A 15,804-nucleotide genomic window follows, 5' to 3' on the forward strand; every position below is an offset into this window, starting at 1 on the left:
GGCTTGATATGCAATTTATATTATATACTACATGCATTGTGCAGATAACTGGCTTTTTGAAAATTATGAAATGATTCGGGAAATTAGACAAGCAATTCATTGAGGACTACTTAAGCCATATGAACATAAGCTTTTCGTACAAAGCTGTAATATTTTAAATACAATATGGGTAATCAAGCTTGAATAGGGAATGATAATTGCAGTGGTCAGTTGTGTTGTAAAATTTTTAATCATCTAATGCGTTTGGAAGGATGCAAAAAAGATTTATCCAAAACCTTAAAGACCATGATAACGAAAGGCTCAGAATATTTTAGTCTTGAACTTTGGAGCAATACCAGTCTATCCTTCATAACCTATGGCAAAACATAAAAACGTACCCCTGGAACATAAATCCGTGCAAATCATTATTAAACAAAAAAGTATACAATCACTATATAGGCAGTTATTTTAAGCTAAAGGCAACAAAAAACGGATGGAATAATATCACTGGAGGTGCATCCATGTATAAGATGACGACGCATGAACGGTTTACCAGAATGTTTCAGCATAAGGAGGCCGACAGGGTTCCGATTGCTGATTCTCCATGGGGCTCTACCATTGAGAGATGGCAAAGGGAAGGAATGCCGGAAGGCATTGATTACAGAGACTATTTCGATATCGACAAGGTGGCATCCATAAATGTGGATAATAGCCCCAGATATGAGACAAAAGTTATTGAGGAGACGGAAAAACATATTATCTATACCACAAGCTGGGGTGTTACCCTGAAGCAATGGAAGCACATGGACTCCACCCCGGAATTCCTCGACTTTACAACAACGGACCCTGAGAAGTGGAAGGAAGCTAAAAGCCGAATGACCCCCACCGAAGACAGGATTCCATGGGATTATCTTAAAAAGAATTACAAAAGGTGGCGCGAAGAAGGCCAATGGATAGAAGCAGGCTTCTGGTTTGGCTTCGATGTGACCCACTCCTGGTCTGTGGGAACAGAGACCTTGCTTATTGCGTTGGTGGAAGATCCAGAATGGTGCGTTGACATGTTCAACACTTATCTGGATATGGATATTGCCCTTTTTGATATGATATGGGATGCCGGCTATACTTTTGACAGCATTAAATGGCCTGACGATATGGGCTATAAGCATAACCAGTTCTTTTCCGTCAAGACCTACCGCGAATTGCTGAAGCCTGTACATAAAAGGGCGGTTGAATGGGCTCATAAAAAGGGAATAAAGGCACATCTTCACTCCTGCGGGGACATAAACCCGTTGATTCCTGAATTGATCGACATAGGCATTGATGCCCTGAATCCGCTGGAAGTTAAAGCCGGTATGAACCCGGTTGAGCTGAAGAGGAAATACGGTAAGGATCTTGTATTCCATGGCGGTATTAATGCGGTGCTCTGGGACGATATTGAAGCGATAAGCGCCGAAATGGAAAAAACTTTACCGATAATGAAGGAATCCGGTGGATATATATTTTCATCGGACCATTCCATTCCGTCTTCCGTCAGCCTGGAAAATTTCCGCAGGATCATCGAGCTGGCAAAAAGTTTGGGAAGCTATTAAGATGCGAATAAATCTGCCCTATAAAAGACAAACCGGAGTATGCCTGCACAATGACAAGCTTACTCCGGTTTGCTGCTGCCGATAGAAACCGGCACTTTACTATAAAGTATTGTTTCAATCCCTTCTACAGGCTGACATAACCTTTAGTCAGACCTATAGCCAGAGGCTTCGGCCTTTCACAATCCGTTTTCAAATCCACAAAGGCCCTCTTTTCAGCGCTTTCATGGAATGCATGCATTATTTCCAGCACATGGCATGCCAGATCCCCATTAGCAATATTTGTCCTATTGTTTATTATTGCATCAGCCATGTCGGCTACGCCTAAACCCCTGCTGTTTTCAGAATAAATATGGGTCAGTGGAACTTCCTTAAACTCGTTTTGGAAATAGGTCTGTATCCGTACATCTCCTCCGAAGGTGTTGGGGTCCGGAACTATCAGCGTTCCCCTGGAGCCGTATATTTCAATCCTTGGAAGAGTGCTGCCCCAGACGTCGAAACTGGTGATGACGGTTGCAATGGCGCCGTTTTTAAATTCTATTGTCCCGGTCACATGGGTAGGCACCTTTACATCTATGACCTTCCCGAATTTTTTCCGGCTGGTTATCGTCCTCTGCTTAAAGGTTATGGAATTCATTCCGGTGACAGTTTTTGCCGGACCTATCATTGAAACGAGAGCGGTGAGATAGTATGGTCCCATATCAAACATAGGGCCTCCGCCTTCCTCATAATAAAATTCCGGGTCCGGATGCCAGCTCTCATGACCGTGGCACACCATAAAGGCAGTTGCACCTATTACATCGCCGATGAGGCCATCGTCAATGGCCTTTCTGCAGGTTTGAAGGCCTGCGCCTAAAAATGTGTCGGGAGCGCATCCGAGAAGCAAATTGTTCTTCCTGGCCAGTTCCTTCAACTCCATCCCCTGCTCAACCTTTAAGGACAAAGGTTTTTCCACATACACATGCTTTCCGGCCTCCAAGGCCTTTTTGCATATTTGATAGTGATCCCCGGGGGTGGTTAAATTGACTATAATCTGTATTTCTTTGAGACCCAATATTTCATCCACATTGGTAAACATATATGGAATGTTATACTTCTGGCGCGCGGCTTGTGCCCTTTCTTCGATAATATCGCATACCGCCAGGACTTCCGTATTGACAAAGGTTGACGTCAGGTTTTGCAGATAAATATCGCTTATGTTGCCGCACCCTATAATTCCGATTTTTATCTTATCCATTGAGAGTTTCCTCCCTTTCATGAATGTATTTTAATGAAAATCAATATTTGCTTAAAAGCAAAAGCCAATGACATCGTCTTTCCTATGCTGTTGAAAATGCTGGTATAAAAGCTTTTAACGCATGTCACTGTGCAATTGATTACTAAGAAGCGGTCACAGCAGCCTGCTTGCCCATAAAAAGCCGCGTCTCATCAATTCACTGGCCTCCGGGATGTCAAATATATCTGCATGGTGGCCCAGGGAATTATAAAAAATCCGACCTTTACCCCATCTCTTTGTGTAGACTACCGGCATCAGAACAGTCCCATTAGCGCTGTGAGGCCCTGGAACGAGGGGAAAGGTGGTGGTTGCCAGGACATTTACGGCAGGATCCAGGTGCAAGTAATAGTGTTCCGTTTTCACCTTGAAGTCGTTGATTCCTTCAATGATGGGACTGGAGCTGGATTTTACAATGTTTACTTCATATTCTACACCGTCATTTCCGGGGTGTTCTACCCACTGGGAGCCGGTCAAAAATTGCCATCTTGTATTGTTCCTGAAGGCATCGCACATACCGCCATGGCAGCCGGCCAGTCCTACACCGCTTTCAACTGCTGCACATACATTGTCCACATATTCGCCTTTTATCTCACCCATGGTGTATACAGGAATGATTAAAGAATAGCTGTGAAGGTTTTCCAGATCCCCAAAGACGTCAAGGTCTTCATGAATGTCCACTGCAAAGCCTTCCTTCATGAGAATTTTTTCAAAAACCTGTGAAACCTCAACAGGCTCATGGCCTTCCCATCCACCTCTTACGATAAGAGCTTTCCTGTCCATAAGAACCCTCCCTTTCTTTTATCTAAAGAGTATTATAAAGTCCGGCATGCATGCGGCCCAAGGTTGGACTTCCCTTTGCGGTGCATATAAGCCTTTATCCATTTCCGACATTTCCGTTCTTGGAATTGAAAGGCTTCTTTCCTCTTCCGGACGGCTACCGCAAGGGAGATATTCATTAAAGCGCATTACATTGCCAATAGTACTGATATTATACTACTATTTAAAATATGTAATAAAAAGAAAATATAAAAATAAACATAGACAATTATTGCTGTCGGGTACATTATATCAATTGTGGCAGTGAAATTTTCCAATCATTTATTTACCTCATAAATCAATGGTTTGCTGTCGAAATATTATATATATACTGATGAAATCCGGAGGATTTTCTGATGATATTTTATGAAAACAAATCCTACAGTTTATACTGCGGGTATGGCAATGACATGACATTTCCCCTTCATATCCATAAGGAGCTTGAGCTGCTAATGGTGATGGGAGGAGAGATCGAAATTGCATCCAATGCCGGGACATATACCTTGGAGAAGGGGGATATCAGCGTTGTGCTTCCCAATACTGTCCACGGATATAAGACCCATAAACACAGTGAACATTTTATTATGATATTCAACGGAAGCATGCTGCCTCTTTACAAAAATGCTTTTACGGCATGTAAGCCTTCTGTAAGCTGCATACGGGGAAGCCAGGTCCACCCCGAGGCATATACATCCCTTAAGTGCATATATGAAGAAACCAGAGCAGGAAATAACCCCGGTATCATCACCGGACATCTTTATCTGGCTGTGAGCAGGCTTATGCCTTTTTTGAACCTGCAGAAGAGGGAGAAGGACACAGGGGATGAATTGATTGAACGCATTCTCAGCTATATCCAGTCAAACTACCAGAGCCCCATAAATTTGTCATCCATCGCCAAAGAACTGAAGGTCAGCCCGTTTCATATGTCCAGGGTTTTTTCCAATAGCGTGGGACAGAGACTTGATAGGTATATCAATGAATTGAGGATAAATTACGCGAATCATTTGCTGGCTTGCACTGACAAGCCTATTACTGAAATAGCTTTTGAATGCGGCTTTGAGACTCTGAGAACCTTCAACAGGGTGTATAAAAGTGTTATGTCCATCACTCCGCGGGAATATCGCAAACAGCAAAATAATGACCCATCAACAGCTTTATAACCTTCATCCGTTTAAACGTGCAATATAAAATAGAGGGGACATTAGAGAATGCCCCCGGTGTTAATCTGATCAGTTGATGCTTATTTGCTTATGCCATAAGCGCTGCTACATCCTTCAGGTATTGCCTGATGGTCAGTTTCTGCGGGCAAGACTTTTCGCATTTTCCGCATTCGATGCATTTTACGGCATTTCCGGCCATGGAGTTGAAATGCTTCTTTTTCTCTTCCAGAGAGCCACCGTACATGAAATATTCATTATAGAACGAGAAATTCCATGGTATGTCTACGCCGGAAGGGCAGGGCATACAATATCCGCATGATGTGCAGGCTACCTTGGACAGGGAATTGTAAGTATCCCTCACCTTTTCCACCAGAGCTACTTCTTCCGCGGAAAGGGAACCAGGCTCGGCTTCGTCGGCAATCCTGAGGTTTTCCACAACCTGTTCCATGGTGCTCATGCCGCTCAGCACCACTGAAACTTCCGGATGGTTCCAGACCCAACGGAGAGCCCATTCGGCAGGAGTTCTCTTGATTTTTGCTGAATCCCAAAGCTCCTGAATGCAGTCGGCTGGTTTTTGGGCAAGCTTGCCTCCCCTGATGGGTTCCATGATCACCACTGCAAGTCCCTTTGATGCCGCATATTTTAAGCCTTCCATTCCTGCTTGGGTGTTTTCATCCATGTAATTGAGCTGTATCTGGCAAAAATCCCAGTCATAAGAATCGACAATTTTTTTAAAGGTGTCAACATCATCATGGAATGAGAATCCCATGTACTTCACTTTGCCGGATTTCTTGTATTCATCCATGGCTTTGAAGACATCCAGTTTGAGCAGTTTATCCCATCTTCCTTTATCCAGCGCATGAAGGAGATACAGGTCTATGTACTCCGTATCCAGTCTTTTAAGCTGCTCATCCAGGTATTTGTTGAAATCCGGATACTCTTTAACCAGCCATACCGGCAGTTTAGTCGCAAGCTTAACCTTCTCGCGGTAGCCATCCTTAAGCGCTTTTCCTACAAAAATTTCGCTATTGCCATGATGATAAGGATATGCGGTATCGATATAATTTACACCATTATCGATGGCATACCGTAGCATCTTGATCGCTTCAGGTTCATCAATCCTGTTTGTGCCGTCATTGACCACCGGCAGCCTCATACATCCAAATCCCAGTGCAGAGGCATTAAAACCTGTTTTTCCAAACTTTCTGTACTTCATAATTACCTCCTTCATATCCAAAGCGTATACTATCTACAAATAATAATACATCATTTTCAACGATGAAAAAACAAAAAGATAATGTTTTTTTAAATCCTCGAAATCCTCACGGGAAAATGCAGATTAACGATTTTGTGAGGTATCTACCGTGCAGCATCGTCCAGGATTACTTAAGGGGATTGAGGTAAAATTTGAATGCCTCCTGCTGGGATTTTGGAAATATTTCCACGAACACTAATAAAAATTGCATGCCTTTTTACATAACGGCTTCTTCCGGGTTTTCCAAGGAGCTTTGGGTTATTCGGAAGCAATGTAATATAAGAGCAGCTTCCGGCATAACCATATTTTAAGAAAATGATGGATATAGCGCATATCTTTGAAATAGTTTTACTGCTAAGCCTTCATGAAAAAATCTCATGTTATGCTTTTATTTACAAAGGAATAATGTATACAAAATACTTGAAAAACTAACTGGGATTATGTAAAATAGATGGGAAATAAATATATGCTGGATGAGGGTTTGCAGAAGAGGACCGTAAGGTACGCCGAAGGAGTAACACTCTCAGGTATCCGGATGATCCGGGTAGGACTGCAAATCTGACAGAACTCTGGAGAGACCTTTGATAGGCGCCGAAGGGGCAAGGTGCGATTTGCACTAAATCTCTCAGGCAAAAGGACAGGGACGCTGAACATATATCTTAGGGCCTTACTATGGCCTTCAATATCAGTTGCGTTATATCCGGAGTCAAATCATGCTGTGATTTGACTCTTTATAATATAGCGTAAGGAATTAATTGCAAAATCAATTCCCACCTGCCGTTTCATTATGAAATGGAAACAGCTTTTGCCCTATTATGATAATTTTTAATCCCTTCCCAGTCGTCAGGAAACTCCGGAATATTATCTTTTTTAAGGAGGATCTATATATGGATTGGATTAAACTGTTGGATCAAATTGATAGTTTTATTTGGGGACCGCCGCTTTTGATTTTGCTGGTGGGTACAGGAGTATTTCTGTCCTTTCGATTGAAATTTCTTCAGGTCTTCCGCCTGCCTTTTGCCCTAAAGCTTATCTTTAAGGCCGAGAACGACGGCACAGGGGATGTTAACAGCTTCGGAGCGCTTTGCACTGCTCTGGCGGCGACTATAGGCACCGGAAATATCATTGGCGTGGCCACCGCGATTAAAGCAGGAGGCCCAGGAGCTCTTTTCTGGATGTGGATGGCTGCTTTTTTCGGCATGGCAACCAAATATGGTGAGGGACTCCTTGCTATAAAGTACAGATCCAAGGATGCCAATGGTCAGATAGCCGGAGGGCCCATGCACTACATACTTAAAGGTATGGGAGAAAAGTTCCGCCCGCTGGCGGTATTTTTTGCAGTAAGTGGAGTTTTGGTAGCGCTTTTGGGCATAGGCACATTTCCACAGGTAAATGCCATTGTTTCCAGCATAAATGGCACTTTTGGCATCCCTGCGGAGGTTTCTGGCATCTTATTGACCATACTGGTTGCCCTTATAGTGATAGGGGGACTTAAGAGCATAGCTAATGTATCCACCAAAGTCATTCCTTTCATGTCCGTTCTTTATGTGACGATATGCCTGGTGGTTGTATTTACATCATTCGACAAAATTCCTCAAGCAGTGAACCTTGTAATCTCCAATGCTTTTACGGGCACTGCAGCCGTAGGAGGCTTCCTGGGTGCTACGATGCAGATGGCTGTCAGAAACGGAGTGGCCCGCGGTGTGTTTTCCAATGAATCAGGTCTGGGAAGCGCCCCTATTGCTGCTGCGGCAGCAAAGACAAAATGGCCGGCTGAACAGGGACTCATTTCGATGACAGGTACATTTATCGATACCATAATCGTATGCACACTGACCGGTCTAAGCATAGTCGTAACCGGGGTATGGCAGACGGACCTCCAAGGTACGGAGCTTACCAGCGCTGCTTTCGGCACGGTTATGCCTGTCTTGGGACCGGTTTTGCTGACATTGAGCCTTGCATTGTTTGCCTTTACGACTATAATAGGCTGGAATTATTACGGCGAGCGCTGCTGCGAATTCCTATTCGGAGTGAAGTCCATTATGCCTTATCGGATTGTGTTTATTGCTATGGTAGCTCTGGGGGCTTTCATAAAGCTTGAAGCCATCTGGCTCATCGCTGATATTGTAAATGGCCTCATGGCGCTGCCAAACCTCATAGCCCTGGTATGCCTTTCAGGTGTGATAGCAGCAGAAACCAAGCTATATGTAAAGCATCTGAAAAAGGAATCCGGAAAAATCCGTTCTGTCGGGTCCGGTACCAGAATATGATTTTTATTTTCATCCGGTTCCATAATATATTGGTTTTATAAAGCAATATATGTTGTAGGAGCGGGCTTCGTAGGCTCGACAACAGCTTATACCCTGACGCTAAATAGTAAAGCCATGTAATTTGCCGCATCCTAACGCTAACTACATGGCTTTGAGGGTACAATCCTATATGGTATACAAGGGATCAGTTTCTGCAAGGGCGCTGATCGGGATGTCGATTTTTTTACCCATGCCGATCAGTGTCACTTCAGCTAAATCACCACGAATACTCTCAATATTAACAGGCATTCCATTATAGCTGACATGGATTAAACCATTGGATTTCATAATTTCTTCCGCTCTTTTACTGTCCATAACATCACACCTTTCTTATTTCTGCAAGCTGCTATGCTCGTCATTCATATGATGCACTATTAGTATGAGCAAACGGAAAGGTTTATATGTTCAAAGGATTTTAGCCAACATATCGATAAAAACACATCATTAAATATCACATCATTCTTATCATTCATAAACCTGCATTGTAATGCTGGAACATGATGGCCTTAGGCTGTTTTAGCTTGTTTCTGGCAATCAAAAATCAATCTGGTGAAGCCAAAGCGGATGGTCGGTTAACCTACAAATCAATTTATCGAGCTTCGGATAAAGCAAATCTTTCGGTGAATATTTTCTGTACAATATCATAACAACATCATCATAGTAGCATTTAGCATCGTCATGATAGCATCGTAGAAGTGACAGAGAGAAAAATTATGAAAATCAATTACGTAAATCATGATTATGATTGTCGACAGGCAAAGTCTCATTACGCAGGTATATCATTAATGGAATTTTATCTTTTTCTATCGAGAAAATAATAATAATGTCATTTTTTAGTATGCTTTGTATTTACAATTATTATACTTATATGTTACAATTTTAACAGTTATGTATTTATATTCATTTTTGCAGTATAGTTTTAGTACAGCAAGGAGGAATAGCAATGGAAAAGGGTTTTAAAAAAGCAAGCAGTTTAGTTATTGGGGTAGTTTTTTGCATAGTTGTTGCAGTACTAATATTAATCAATGGCGCTGCAATCATTTTACCTCACTTCTTTAACTCTCTGTCACCTTTTATGCAAAAGCATGGATTCCTTATCACATCAATCGCAACTCCCGCAGCATTAATAGCTGAAATCTTCCTGTTTATATACATGATTTTTTTCTATTTTATTCCCGCAAAAAAGCTTGTTTCTGGTTTAGAGAAAATAATACATATGGACGGCGGCAGCTTCACCAATGGAAAAAAAGCTGCAGGAAAAGGTGACATCAGTGAGGCAGCTGCAGAAATCAACCAATATATCGGAAAGATTTACAATATAACAGATCAGCTGGCTGAGATATCACTGCAAATGAATATATCCAGTGAAGAGCTTTCAGTATCCACATCAGAAACCAACAAGTCGCTGGAGCAAATAGCCCAATCCATAAGCAGCATATCCGCAGGAGCCTTTGAGAATACAAAAATAGTGGATGAAACAAAAAAAGGGATAGAAGAAGTGGTACAAATCTCCCAATCAGCTACGGAAGTAAGTAAATCAACCGTGCAGCAAGCACTGGATATGAAGCAGCTTGCTGACAAAGGCGCAACTGACGTGGATAACATAACAATGCGCATGGAGGAAATCAAAAACTTGTCTGAACAGACCACCTACGTAATCAGTGAGCTTGTGGAATCATCTAAAAAGATTGAGGATATAGTTCAGATAATCAGAGGCATTTCCGAGCAAACAAATCTGCTGGCCTTGAATGCTGCAATCGAAGCTGCGAGAGCAGGTGAAAGCGGAAAAGGCTTTACCGTCGTATCGGAGGAAATACGTAAATTGGCTAATCAAAGCGCTTCCGCTGCGAAAAACATTATTGAACTGGTTAAAGAGAACAAGATGAAATCTGAAAAAGCGGTAGAGTTCATCACTGATGCAAGCAGCCGGATTGCAGAGGGATCACAGACTGTCATTGCCGTAAGTGGTCATATGAAGAGCATAATCTCCGGCATTGAGAACATTGTCGATCAAATGCAGAAGATTGATGAAGCTGTTGAACTGCAAATGGCGCTGATAAGCGAAATTCCTTATATGATGGAGACAATTTCCGCAACTTCCAATGAAACTGCTGCCGGGACACAGCAGATCAGCGCAAGTGTTCAGGAGCAGCTTAGCATTATGGAGGAGATAGGAGCAACGTCCTCAAAGCTGGCAGATATGAGTGAAAACCTTAAAAAACTTACGGATGGACTTAAAATTTAAAGATTCTAAGTTTGGTTTCAGAATTAAGATATATTATTTTATATATAATAAGTAAACATAATAAGATATAATAATACATACTAAAAACCTCCATAGATTTCTATGGAGGTTTTATGTACGCTTTGAATTACAGGTTTTTATAAACTTCTTCTACACTGGTTACCATTATGAACTGGTCTACTTCATCTTTTCCGACCCTCTTTACCTGCTGCATAGCAACGGCAGACTCCAATACAACGGAGAATCTTTTTGCAAAAGGAATTTCAGTGTAGAGCTTCAGTGCTTTTTCAAGACAGGGTAAAGCATCGGGAGCAATGGCTTTCTGTTCTCTTGCATCGATGATCAGTGCATACTGGCTGGGATCAATTTTCTTTACGATTTCCTGCAGTTCATTCAAGTAGCTGTTAACCTCATCTGCCTTCAGCATGCCTGATGCTGTTACTTTAACTGCTTTCTTTTTTGAATCCAACTCAACATTGATCATTTGAATGGCACCACCTTTTCATAAATTTTCCCACTCTTTATAGAATGATATTAATAATATATTATTCTTTATTTTATGTCAATTAATGTAACCTCGATTATTGTAATTTATCTACATTTATTGGGTTATTTTGCCGAATTGTGTTGATTTTTCATTATTTCCTGGATTTCTACAAAATATTTAGATTGAATAAGCAAACCTGCCAGTTTTATGTAATATTATACAATCATCGGATATAATAGACTTTTTTACCTATTGCGCCCCGACTAATAATTGAATATTATGTAAAGGTATTATTTGCTTTTTTTGGATTTAATTCGGTCTTGATTGTAGGCAGTGATTCAACATGGCAAGTAATAGATTAAAGCCATATGAAAGGGGTTGGGGTTATGGAAATCGCTTTAACTGCAGAAAGACGTTTGGAAAAAGGACAAGATGTCATATGTCCCGTAATCTTGGATTATGAGTATAAGGTATTGGACCCGGATGACGAGAAAGTCATGATCGACACGGCGGAATGCCTCGCTGAGACTTTTGCAGGGACATATATTGACGGGGTAAGAGTAAGTGAACCTATGGTTAATGCTTGCAATTTATCGAAGGAAGCGATGTTTGAGTTTACAATGGGTTACCTGAAAAATGTCGCTGATCAGGGCTTGTGCTATGTAGCCTTAGACAGGGAGACCGGCAGGGTTGTAGGGGCGCTGGCCTGTGAAGACTTTAATCCGGATGAGGAACCGCCGGTGTTTGAAGGTGACCTTGAACCGATGAATATCATTATCCCCTTCCTTACGGATCTGGATGAGCGTTTGGTCAATACGATCCATGCCAAAACAGGAAAAAGGCCTACGAGAAACGAGTATATTCATACATTTATGGCCGGTGTGAGACTCGGAAAGCTTAAACGGTTTGTAGTCATAAGAATGTTTGATATGCTGATAAAGGAAGGTCGCAAAAGAGGGTATAAGGGTATGTTCGGTGAAGCGACCAACTTTAAATCCATGAAAATGATGACTGAATACAGCGGTTTTCATCCTGTATATGATCTTTCAGGAAAACCGATTCTGTCCCTGTATTCAGAACATGAGGTGTTTAAGTCTATCCCTCCTGAGATATCCACCGATTGCAGGATACTTTACAGACCACTGTTCCCTGAATATGATATATAGTAATTGAGGACTGTAACTCAAGCTAAAGGCAAATCCGTTAAATATTTGGACATGTGCCAGAATCTTTTGACATAATTAAATTTTATATTCGATAATTGATAACAGAGAGCCGGAACTTTACATAAGTACCGGTTCTTCCTTCGTGCAGCAAATCTTTTTTCTATCAATGGATTACATTCAATATGTTTACATCAATATGCTTGCAATAATATGCTTTCAATATTGCGCTTTCAATGAGTAAAGGTCTGTAATTTTTATTCTATTCTATAGAAATATTCCATGATTAAATTTTCAAATTTCCTCGACAAACGCCTGGATTTGCTATTTTCTTCTCCATCGGAACAGCAGATGTTTCAATTTATAAACCATATCTTATCCAAAGTGCTATATAATGGCAATAAATTAAAATAAATAGTGAAATTTTGTATTAACTGATATAAAATATAATAGTCAGAATATATTTCATGTGAGGTTGATTATGAGACTAGAGGTTTGCAATATCAACAAAAGCTTTTCGGGAAGGCACATCCTTCATGATGTTTCATTCCGGGTGGAGAGCGGTAAAGCCATGGGATTCCTTGGCAGGAATGGCGCTGGAAAGACCACAACCATCAGAACTCTGATGAATGTGTTTGAGCCTGACTCCGGTGAATTCCTTCTGGATGGCAAACCCTTTGACCGGCAGAAATATAAAATCGGATACCTGCCGGAGGAAAGAGGTATGTACTCTAAAATATCCATCCTGGACCAGCTGGTTTATTTTGGAGAGTTAAAACACATGTCAAGGTCTGATGCAAAAAAGTCAGCCCGGAAATGGCTGGAGCGGTTTGAGCTTGCTGAGTATGAGAAGAAACCGCTGGATACGCTTTCTAAAGGAAACCAGCAGAAGATTCAGATTTTGCAGGCAGTTATCAATGATCCGGATATACTGATTCTCGATGAACCCTTCAGTGGGTTAGACCCTGTCAATGCCCAGGTTTTAAAGGAACTCATCCGGGAGTATATCGCCAAAGACAGGCTTGTCATCTTTTCAAGCCATCAAATGGGTTATGTGGAGGAATTCTGTGATGATGTAACCTTTATTAAAAGCGGTCGGATTATACTGAGCGCCAACCTAAAAGAAACCAAAAGGGATATGGGAAGAAATAAACTGCGCATCAAAATATCAGGAATGGATATGAATGAGGCGCAAAAGCGAATATCAGCTTTTTCCGACATCCGCGTGGATATGGACAGGCAATCCCTTATTGTGGAATGTCTGAATAACAGAACTCCCAATGAATTTCTGTCGGAAGTCATCAGCAACAATCTTCCTGTGGAGCTGTTCAGCTTTTATGAGCCAAGTCTGGAGGATATCTTCATCCAACTGGAGAGGGATGAAGGATTGGATGGCATCGACAGTAAAACTGAAGGAGGCGGTATAGGATGAGGGATTTGAAAACTGTATTTGGTTTTGAATTAAGTAACAAGCTGAAAGAAAAAACAGTCAGGCTTACAACTATCATCATTTTGGTTATCATACTGATTGCTACATTCATTCCAACGTTGGTTTCCATGCTTAGCGGAGATTCCTCCGGAGATAGCGGTGATATGGGGCAAAATACGGGGGGACATTCTTATGAAGGTGTGGCTCCGCTGAGCGATGAATATGGATATGTTATTGAAAATAATGCTATTAGCGAAGAAGCCTTGAAGACCCTTTATCCTTTCTTCTTGTCAAAATCCTATCCCGATGAAAAAGCGCTGCGGGACGCGATAGAGAAGGAGGAGATAAAGAAAGGGATTCTGGTCACATCAGCCACAAGCTTTAAGCTGATTGCCAATGACTTGTCCATGTATGACACCAGTGTTCAAAGCATATCCGCTTCACTGTCCAGGTTCAACAGAGATTTATTTTTGAGCAAGGAAGGGATTGACCCGGCTAAGGTTGATCAGGCGGAGAACGTTCAAATACAGGCAGATACGGAGATATTAGGCAAGAATGCATTGACGGGATATGCTTTTGCCTATGTCGGCATGTTCATGATTTACATGCTGGTAATTCTATATGGAAACTCCGTTGCTACCTCTGTTGCGCGGGAGAAAAATGACCGTACCATGGAGCTGCTTATTACAAATACCTCCTCCAACAACCTGATCTGGGGGAAGGTGCTGGCATCGATGGTTGTGAGCATAGGACAGCTAATCCTGATGATTCTGGTAGCCGGTGCGGGTATAGTATTAAACAGGGACAACTATCCTGAGTTTATGATCAGAATGATCAAGGAAGGTATCACTATTGATGCCTTGGTTTTATTCATCGTCTTTTCCCTGTTCGGAAGCCTTATGTATTATTTCCTGTATGCTTCCGTAGGTGCATTGGTAAGCAAGGTGGAAGAGGTTAACAGCGCCATGACTCCCATTCAGTTTGTATTCATAGCTGCCTTTTTGCTGTGCAGCATGGGCCTTAATATGCCCGATGGAACTTTGATGAGGGTCATATCCATCGTTCCTTTTACATCGCCGATGGCTATGTTTATCCGTTACTCCATGACAACGGTGCCGATAGTAGACCTGATAGGCGCCCTGGTTCTTTTGCTGGTTACCTTGTATATCATGGCATATCTTGCCACAAGGATTTACCGTATGGGTACATTGAATTACGGCAATAGAATCGGCTTTTTCAAGGCTGTGGGAATGGTGTTTAAGAATGTCCGCTAATTAAAAGCTGTAGATTAACTGGTATACATAATATCATCAGTATGGAAGGGACCTATTAAATAGGCGTATTAACTGATAAAGAAAGCCCTGAGGTTTCTTTCGATATGCTCCCCGTTAAGTAGACGGTTAAAATGATAAACCGTTTACCGTAAGGAGGAGCATATCTTTTGGAGCCCAGGGCTTTTTATGTGTACCGCAAAAGCGAGTCCAACTGCTTATAGGGCTACTTGAAGATAGCTTTACTACACAAATGATGTTGGAAGGTCCACTGAAATCACTATACAATAGGAAGGTCCTGCTTCTTAGCCATAAAAAGTTTTTGGAAATCCTGATAAGTGCGGCTCATTCGATGTTTCTTGTCTAGTTTAAATTGATCCTTCTTTTTTTGCATTTTCTAATTCGCGTAATACGTATCATATCAATATTTTAAACAAACCATTGTTCATATAATTATATAAAGAGAGTGTTCGTTTAGCATAATTTTATTCGTATGGGTAACGTATATGAGGTAGAGTGACTGGCTTCTCATAATGAGGTAGTTGATAAGAGAATCCAGTCTTAAGCTTTCTCTTCGGTGAATTGTATGCCTTGACATGACTCATAATGTACTGTCTCATATTCTTTTAAGTGTTCGCTGCAGAATAAATCCTCTTTCCAACATACAAGAATTTATGAATACATATTCGTTGCAGACAAAGGAAGCTTTGGAGTTCATTGCATATTTCTTAATGGAAATCAGGGCATAAGGTTGAGCAAGAATAAAGAATTACAGAAGCTATAGTTACGCTTGCACTTTCATCTGCTGCAAAGATGTCGAGAGGCTGC

General features: G+C 41.5%; 12 protein-coding genes and 1 riboswitch. Of the genes, 7 read left to right on the forward strand and 5 right to left on the reverse strand.

Features of this window, described 5'->3' with window-relative positions; all coding sequences use genetic code 11:
- Positions 1-500: 500 nt before the first annotated feature.
- On the forward strand, positions 501-1,568 hold the full coding sequence (locus tag CDO33_RS20175) for a uroporphyrinogen decarboxylase family protein (RefSeq protein ID WP_103082217.1): 1,068 nt from the start codon (positions 501-503) through the stop codon (positions 1,566-1,568).
- Positions 1,569-1,692: 124 nt separating this feature from the next.
- Here the strand turns inward: CDO33_RS20175 and CDO33_RS20180 are convergent, their stop codons facing one another.
- Together CDO33_RS20180 and CDO33_RS20185 are read right to left on the reverse strand one after the other, a co-directional pair.
- Positions 1,693-2,802, reverse strand: a complete 1,110-nt coding sequence (locus tag CDO33_RS20180) for a Gfo/Idh/MocA family protein (RefSeq protein WP_103082218.1) — start codon at positions 2,800-2,802, stop codon at positions 1,693-1,695.
- Positions 2,803-2,955: 153 nt separating this feature from the next.
- Positions 2,956-3,621 carry a ThuA domain-containing protein gene (locus CDO33_RS20185; RefSeq protein ID WP_103082219.1) on the reverse strand — a complete coding sequence of 222 codons (666 nt, stop codon included), beginning with the start codon at positions 3,619-3,621 and terminating at the stop codon, positions 2,956-2,958.
- Between the two features lie 392 nt (positions 3,622-4,013).
- Here CDO33_RS20185 and CDO33_RS20190 point away from each other — a divergent pair, with 392 nt between their 5' ends.
- Complete coding sequence (locus CDO33_RS20190; protein WP_103082220.1) at positions 4,014-4,817, forward strand: AraC family transcriptional regulator; 804 nt, start codon at positions 4,014-4,016, stop codon at positions 4,815-4,817.
- A gap of 88 nt (positions 4,818-4,905) precedes the next feature.
- Here CDO33_RS20190 and CDO33_RS20195 read toward each other — a convergent pair whose 3' ends face one another.
- Positions 4,906-6,033 carry an aldo/keto reductase gene (locus tag CDO33_RS20195; protein WP_103082221.1) on the reverse strand — a complete coding sequence of 376 codons (1,128 nt, stop codon included), beginning with the start codon at positions 6,031-6,033 and terminating at the stop codon, positions 4,906-4,908.
- Between the two features lie 598 nt (positions 6,034-6,631).
- Positions 6,632-6,723: riboswitch (glycine riboswitch) on the forward strand.
- 236 nt (positions 6,724-6,959) lie between these two features.
- On the opposite strand from CDO33_RS20195, the gene CDO33_RS20200 reads away from it, so the two are divergent.
- Entirely contained in the window at positions 6,960-8,342 is a 1,383-nt protein-coding gene (locus CDO33_RS20200; protein ID WP_103082222.1) for an alanine/glycine:cation symporter family protein, read from the forward strand.
- 165 nt (positions 8,343-8,507) lie between these two features.
- On the opposite strand, the gene CDO33_RS20205 is transcribed toward CDO33_RS20200, so the two are convergent.
- A complete protein-coding gene (locus CDO33_RS20205) occupies positions 8,508-8,696 on the reverse strand; it encodes a small, acid-soluble spore protein, H family (RefSeq protein WP_103082223.1) in 189 nt (62 codons plus the stop codon).
- Positions 8,697-9,324: 628 nt separating this feature from the next.
- Between CDO33_RS20205 and CDO33_RS20210 the strand changes: the two genes are divergently transcribed.
- On the forward strand, positions 9,325-10,626 hold the full coding sequence (locus CDO33_RS20210) for a methyl-accepting chemotaxis protein (protein ID WP_103082224.1): 1,302 nt from the start codon (positions 9,325-9,327) through the stop codon (positions 10,624-10,626).
- 127 nt (positions 10,627-10,753) lie between these two features.
- Here CDO33_RS20210 and CDO33_RS20215 read toward each other — a convergent pair whose 3' ends face one another.
- Entirely contained in the window at positions 10,754-11,110 is a 357-nt protein-coding gene (locus CDO33_RS20215; RefSeq protein WP_103082225.1) for a hypothetical protein, read from the reverse strand.
- A 389-nt stretch (positions 11,111-11,499) separates the two neighbouring features.
- Here CDO33_RS20215 and CDO33_RS20220 point away from each other — a divergent pair, with 389 nt between their 5' ends.
- From CDO33_RS20220 to CDO33_RS20230, 3 genes are all read left to right on the forward strand, one after another.
- On the forward strand, positions 11,500-12,279 hold the full coding sequence (locus tag CDO33_RS20220) for a hypothetical protein (RefSeq protein ID WP_103082226.1): 780 nt from the start codon (positions 11,500-11,502) through the stop codon (positions 12,277-12,279).
- 478 nt (positions 12,280-12,757) lie between these two features.
- A complete protein-coding gene (locus CDO33_RS20225; RefSeq protein ID WP_103082227.1) occupies positions 12,758-13,708 on the forward strand; it encodes an ABC transporter ATP-binding protein in 951 nt (316 codons plus the stop codon).
- On the forward strand, positions 13,705-14,979 hold the full coding sequence (locus tag CDO33_RS20230; RefSeq protein WP_103082228.1) for an ABC transporter permease: 1,275 nt from the start codon (positions 13,705-13,707) through the stop codon (positions 14,977-14,979). The genes CDO33_RS20225 and CDO33_RS20230 overlap by 4 nt, the downstream gene beginning before the upstream one ends.
- The last annotated feature ends 825 nt before the right edge of the window (positions 14,980-15,804 follow it).

It is taken from the genome of Clostridium thermosuccinogenes (assembly GCF_002896855.1).
Classification (GTDB): Bacteria; Bacillota; Clostridia; order Acetivibrionales; family DSM-5807; genus Pseudoclostridium; species Pseudoclostridium thermosuccinogenes.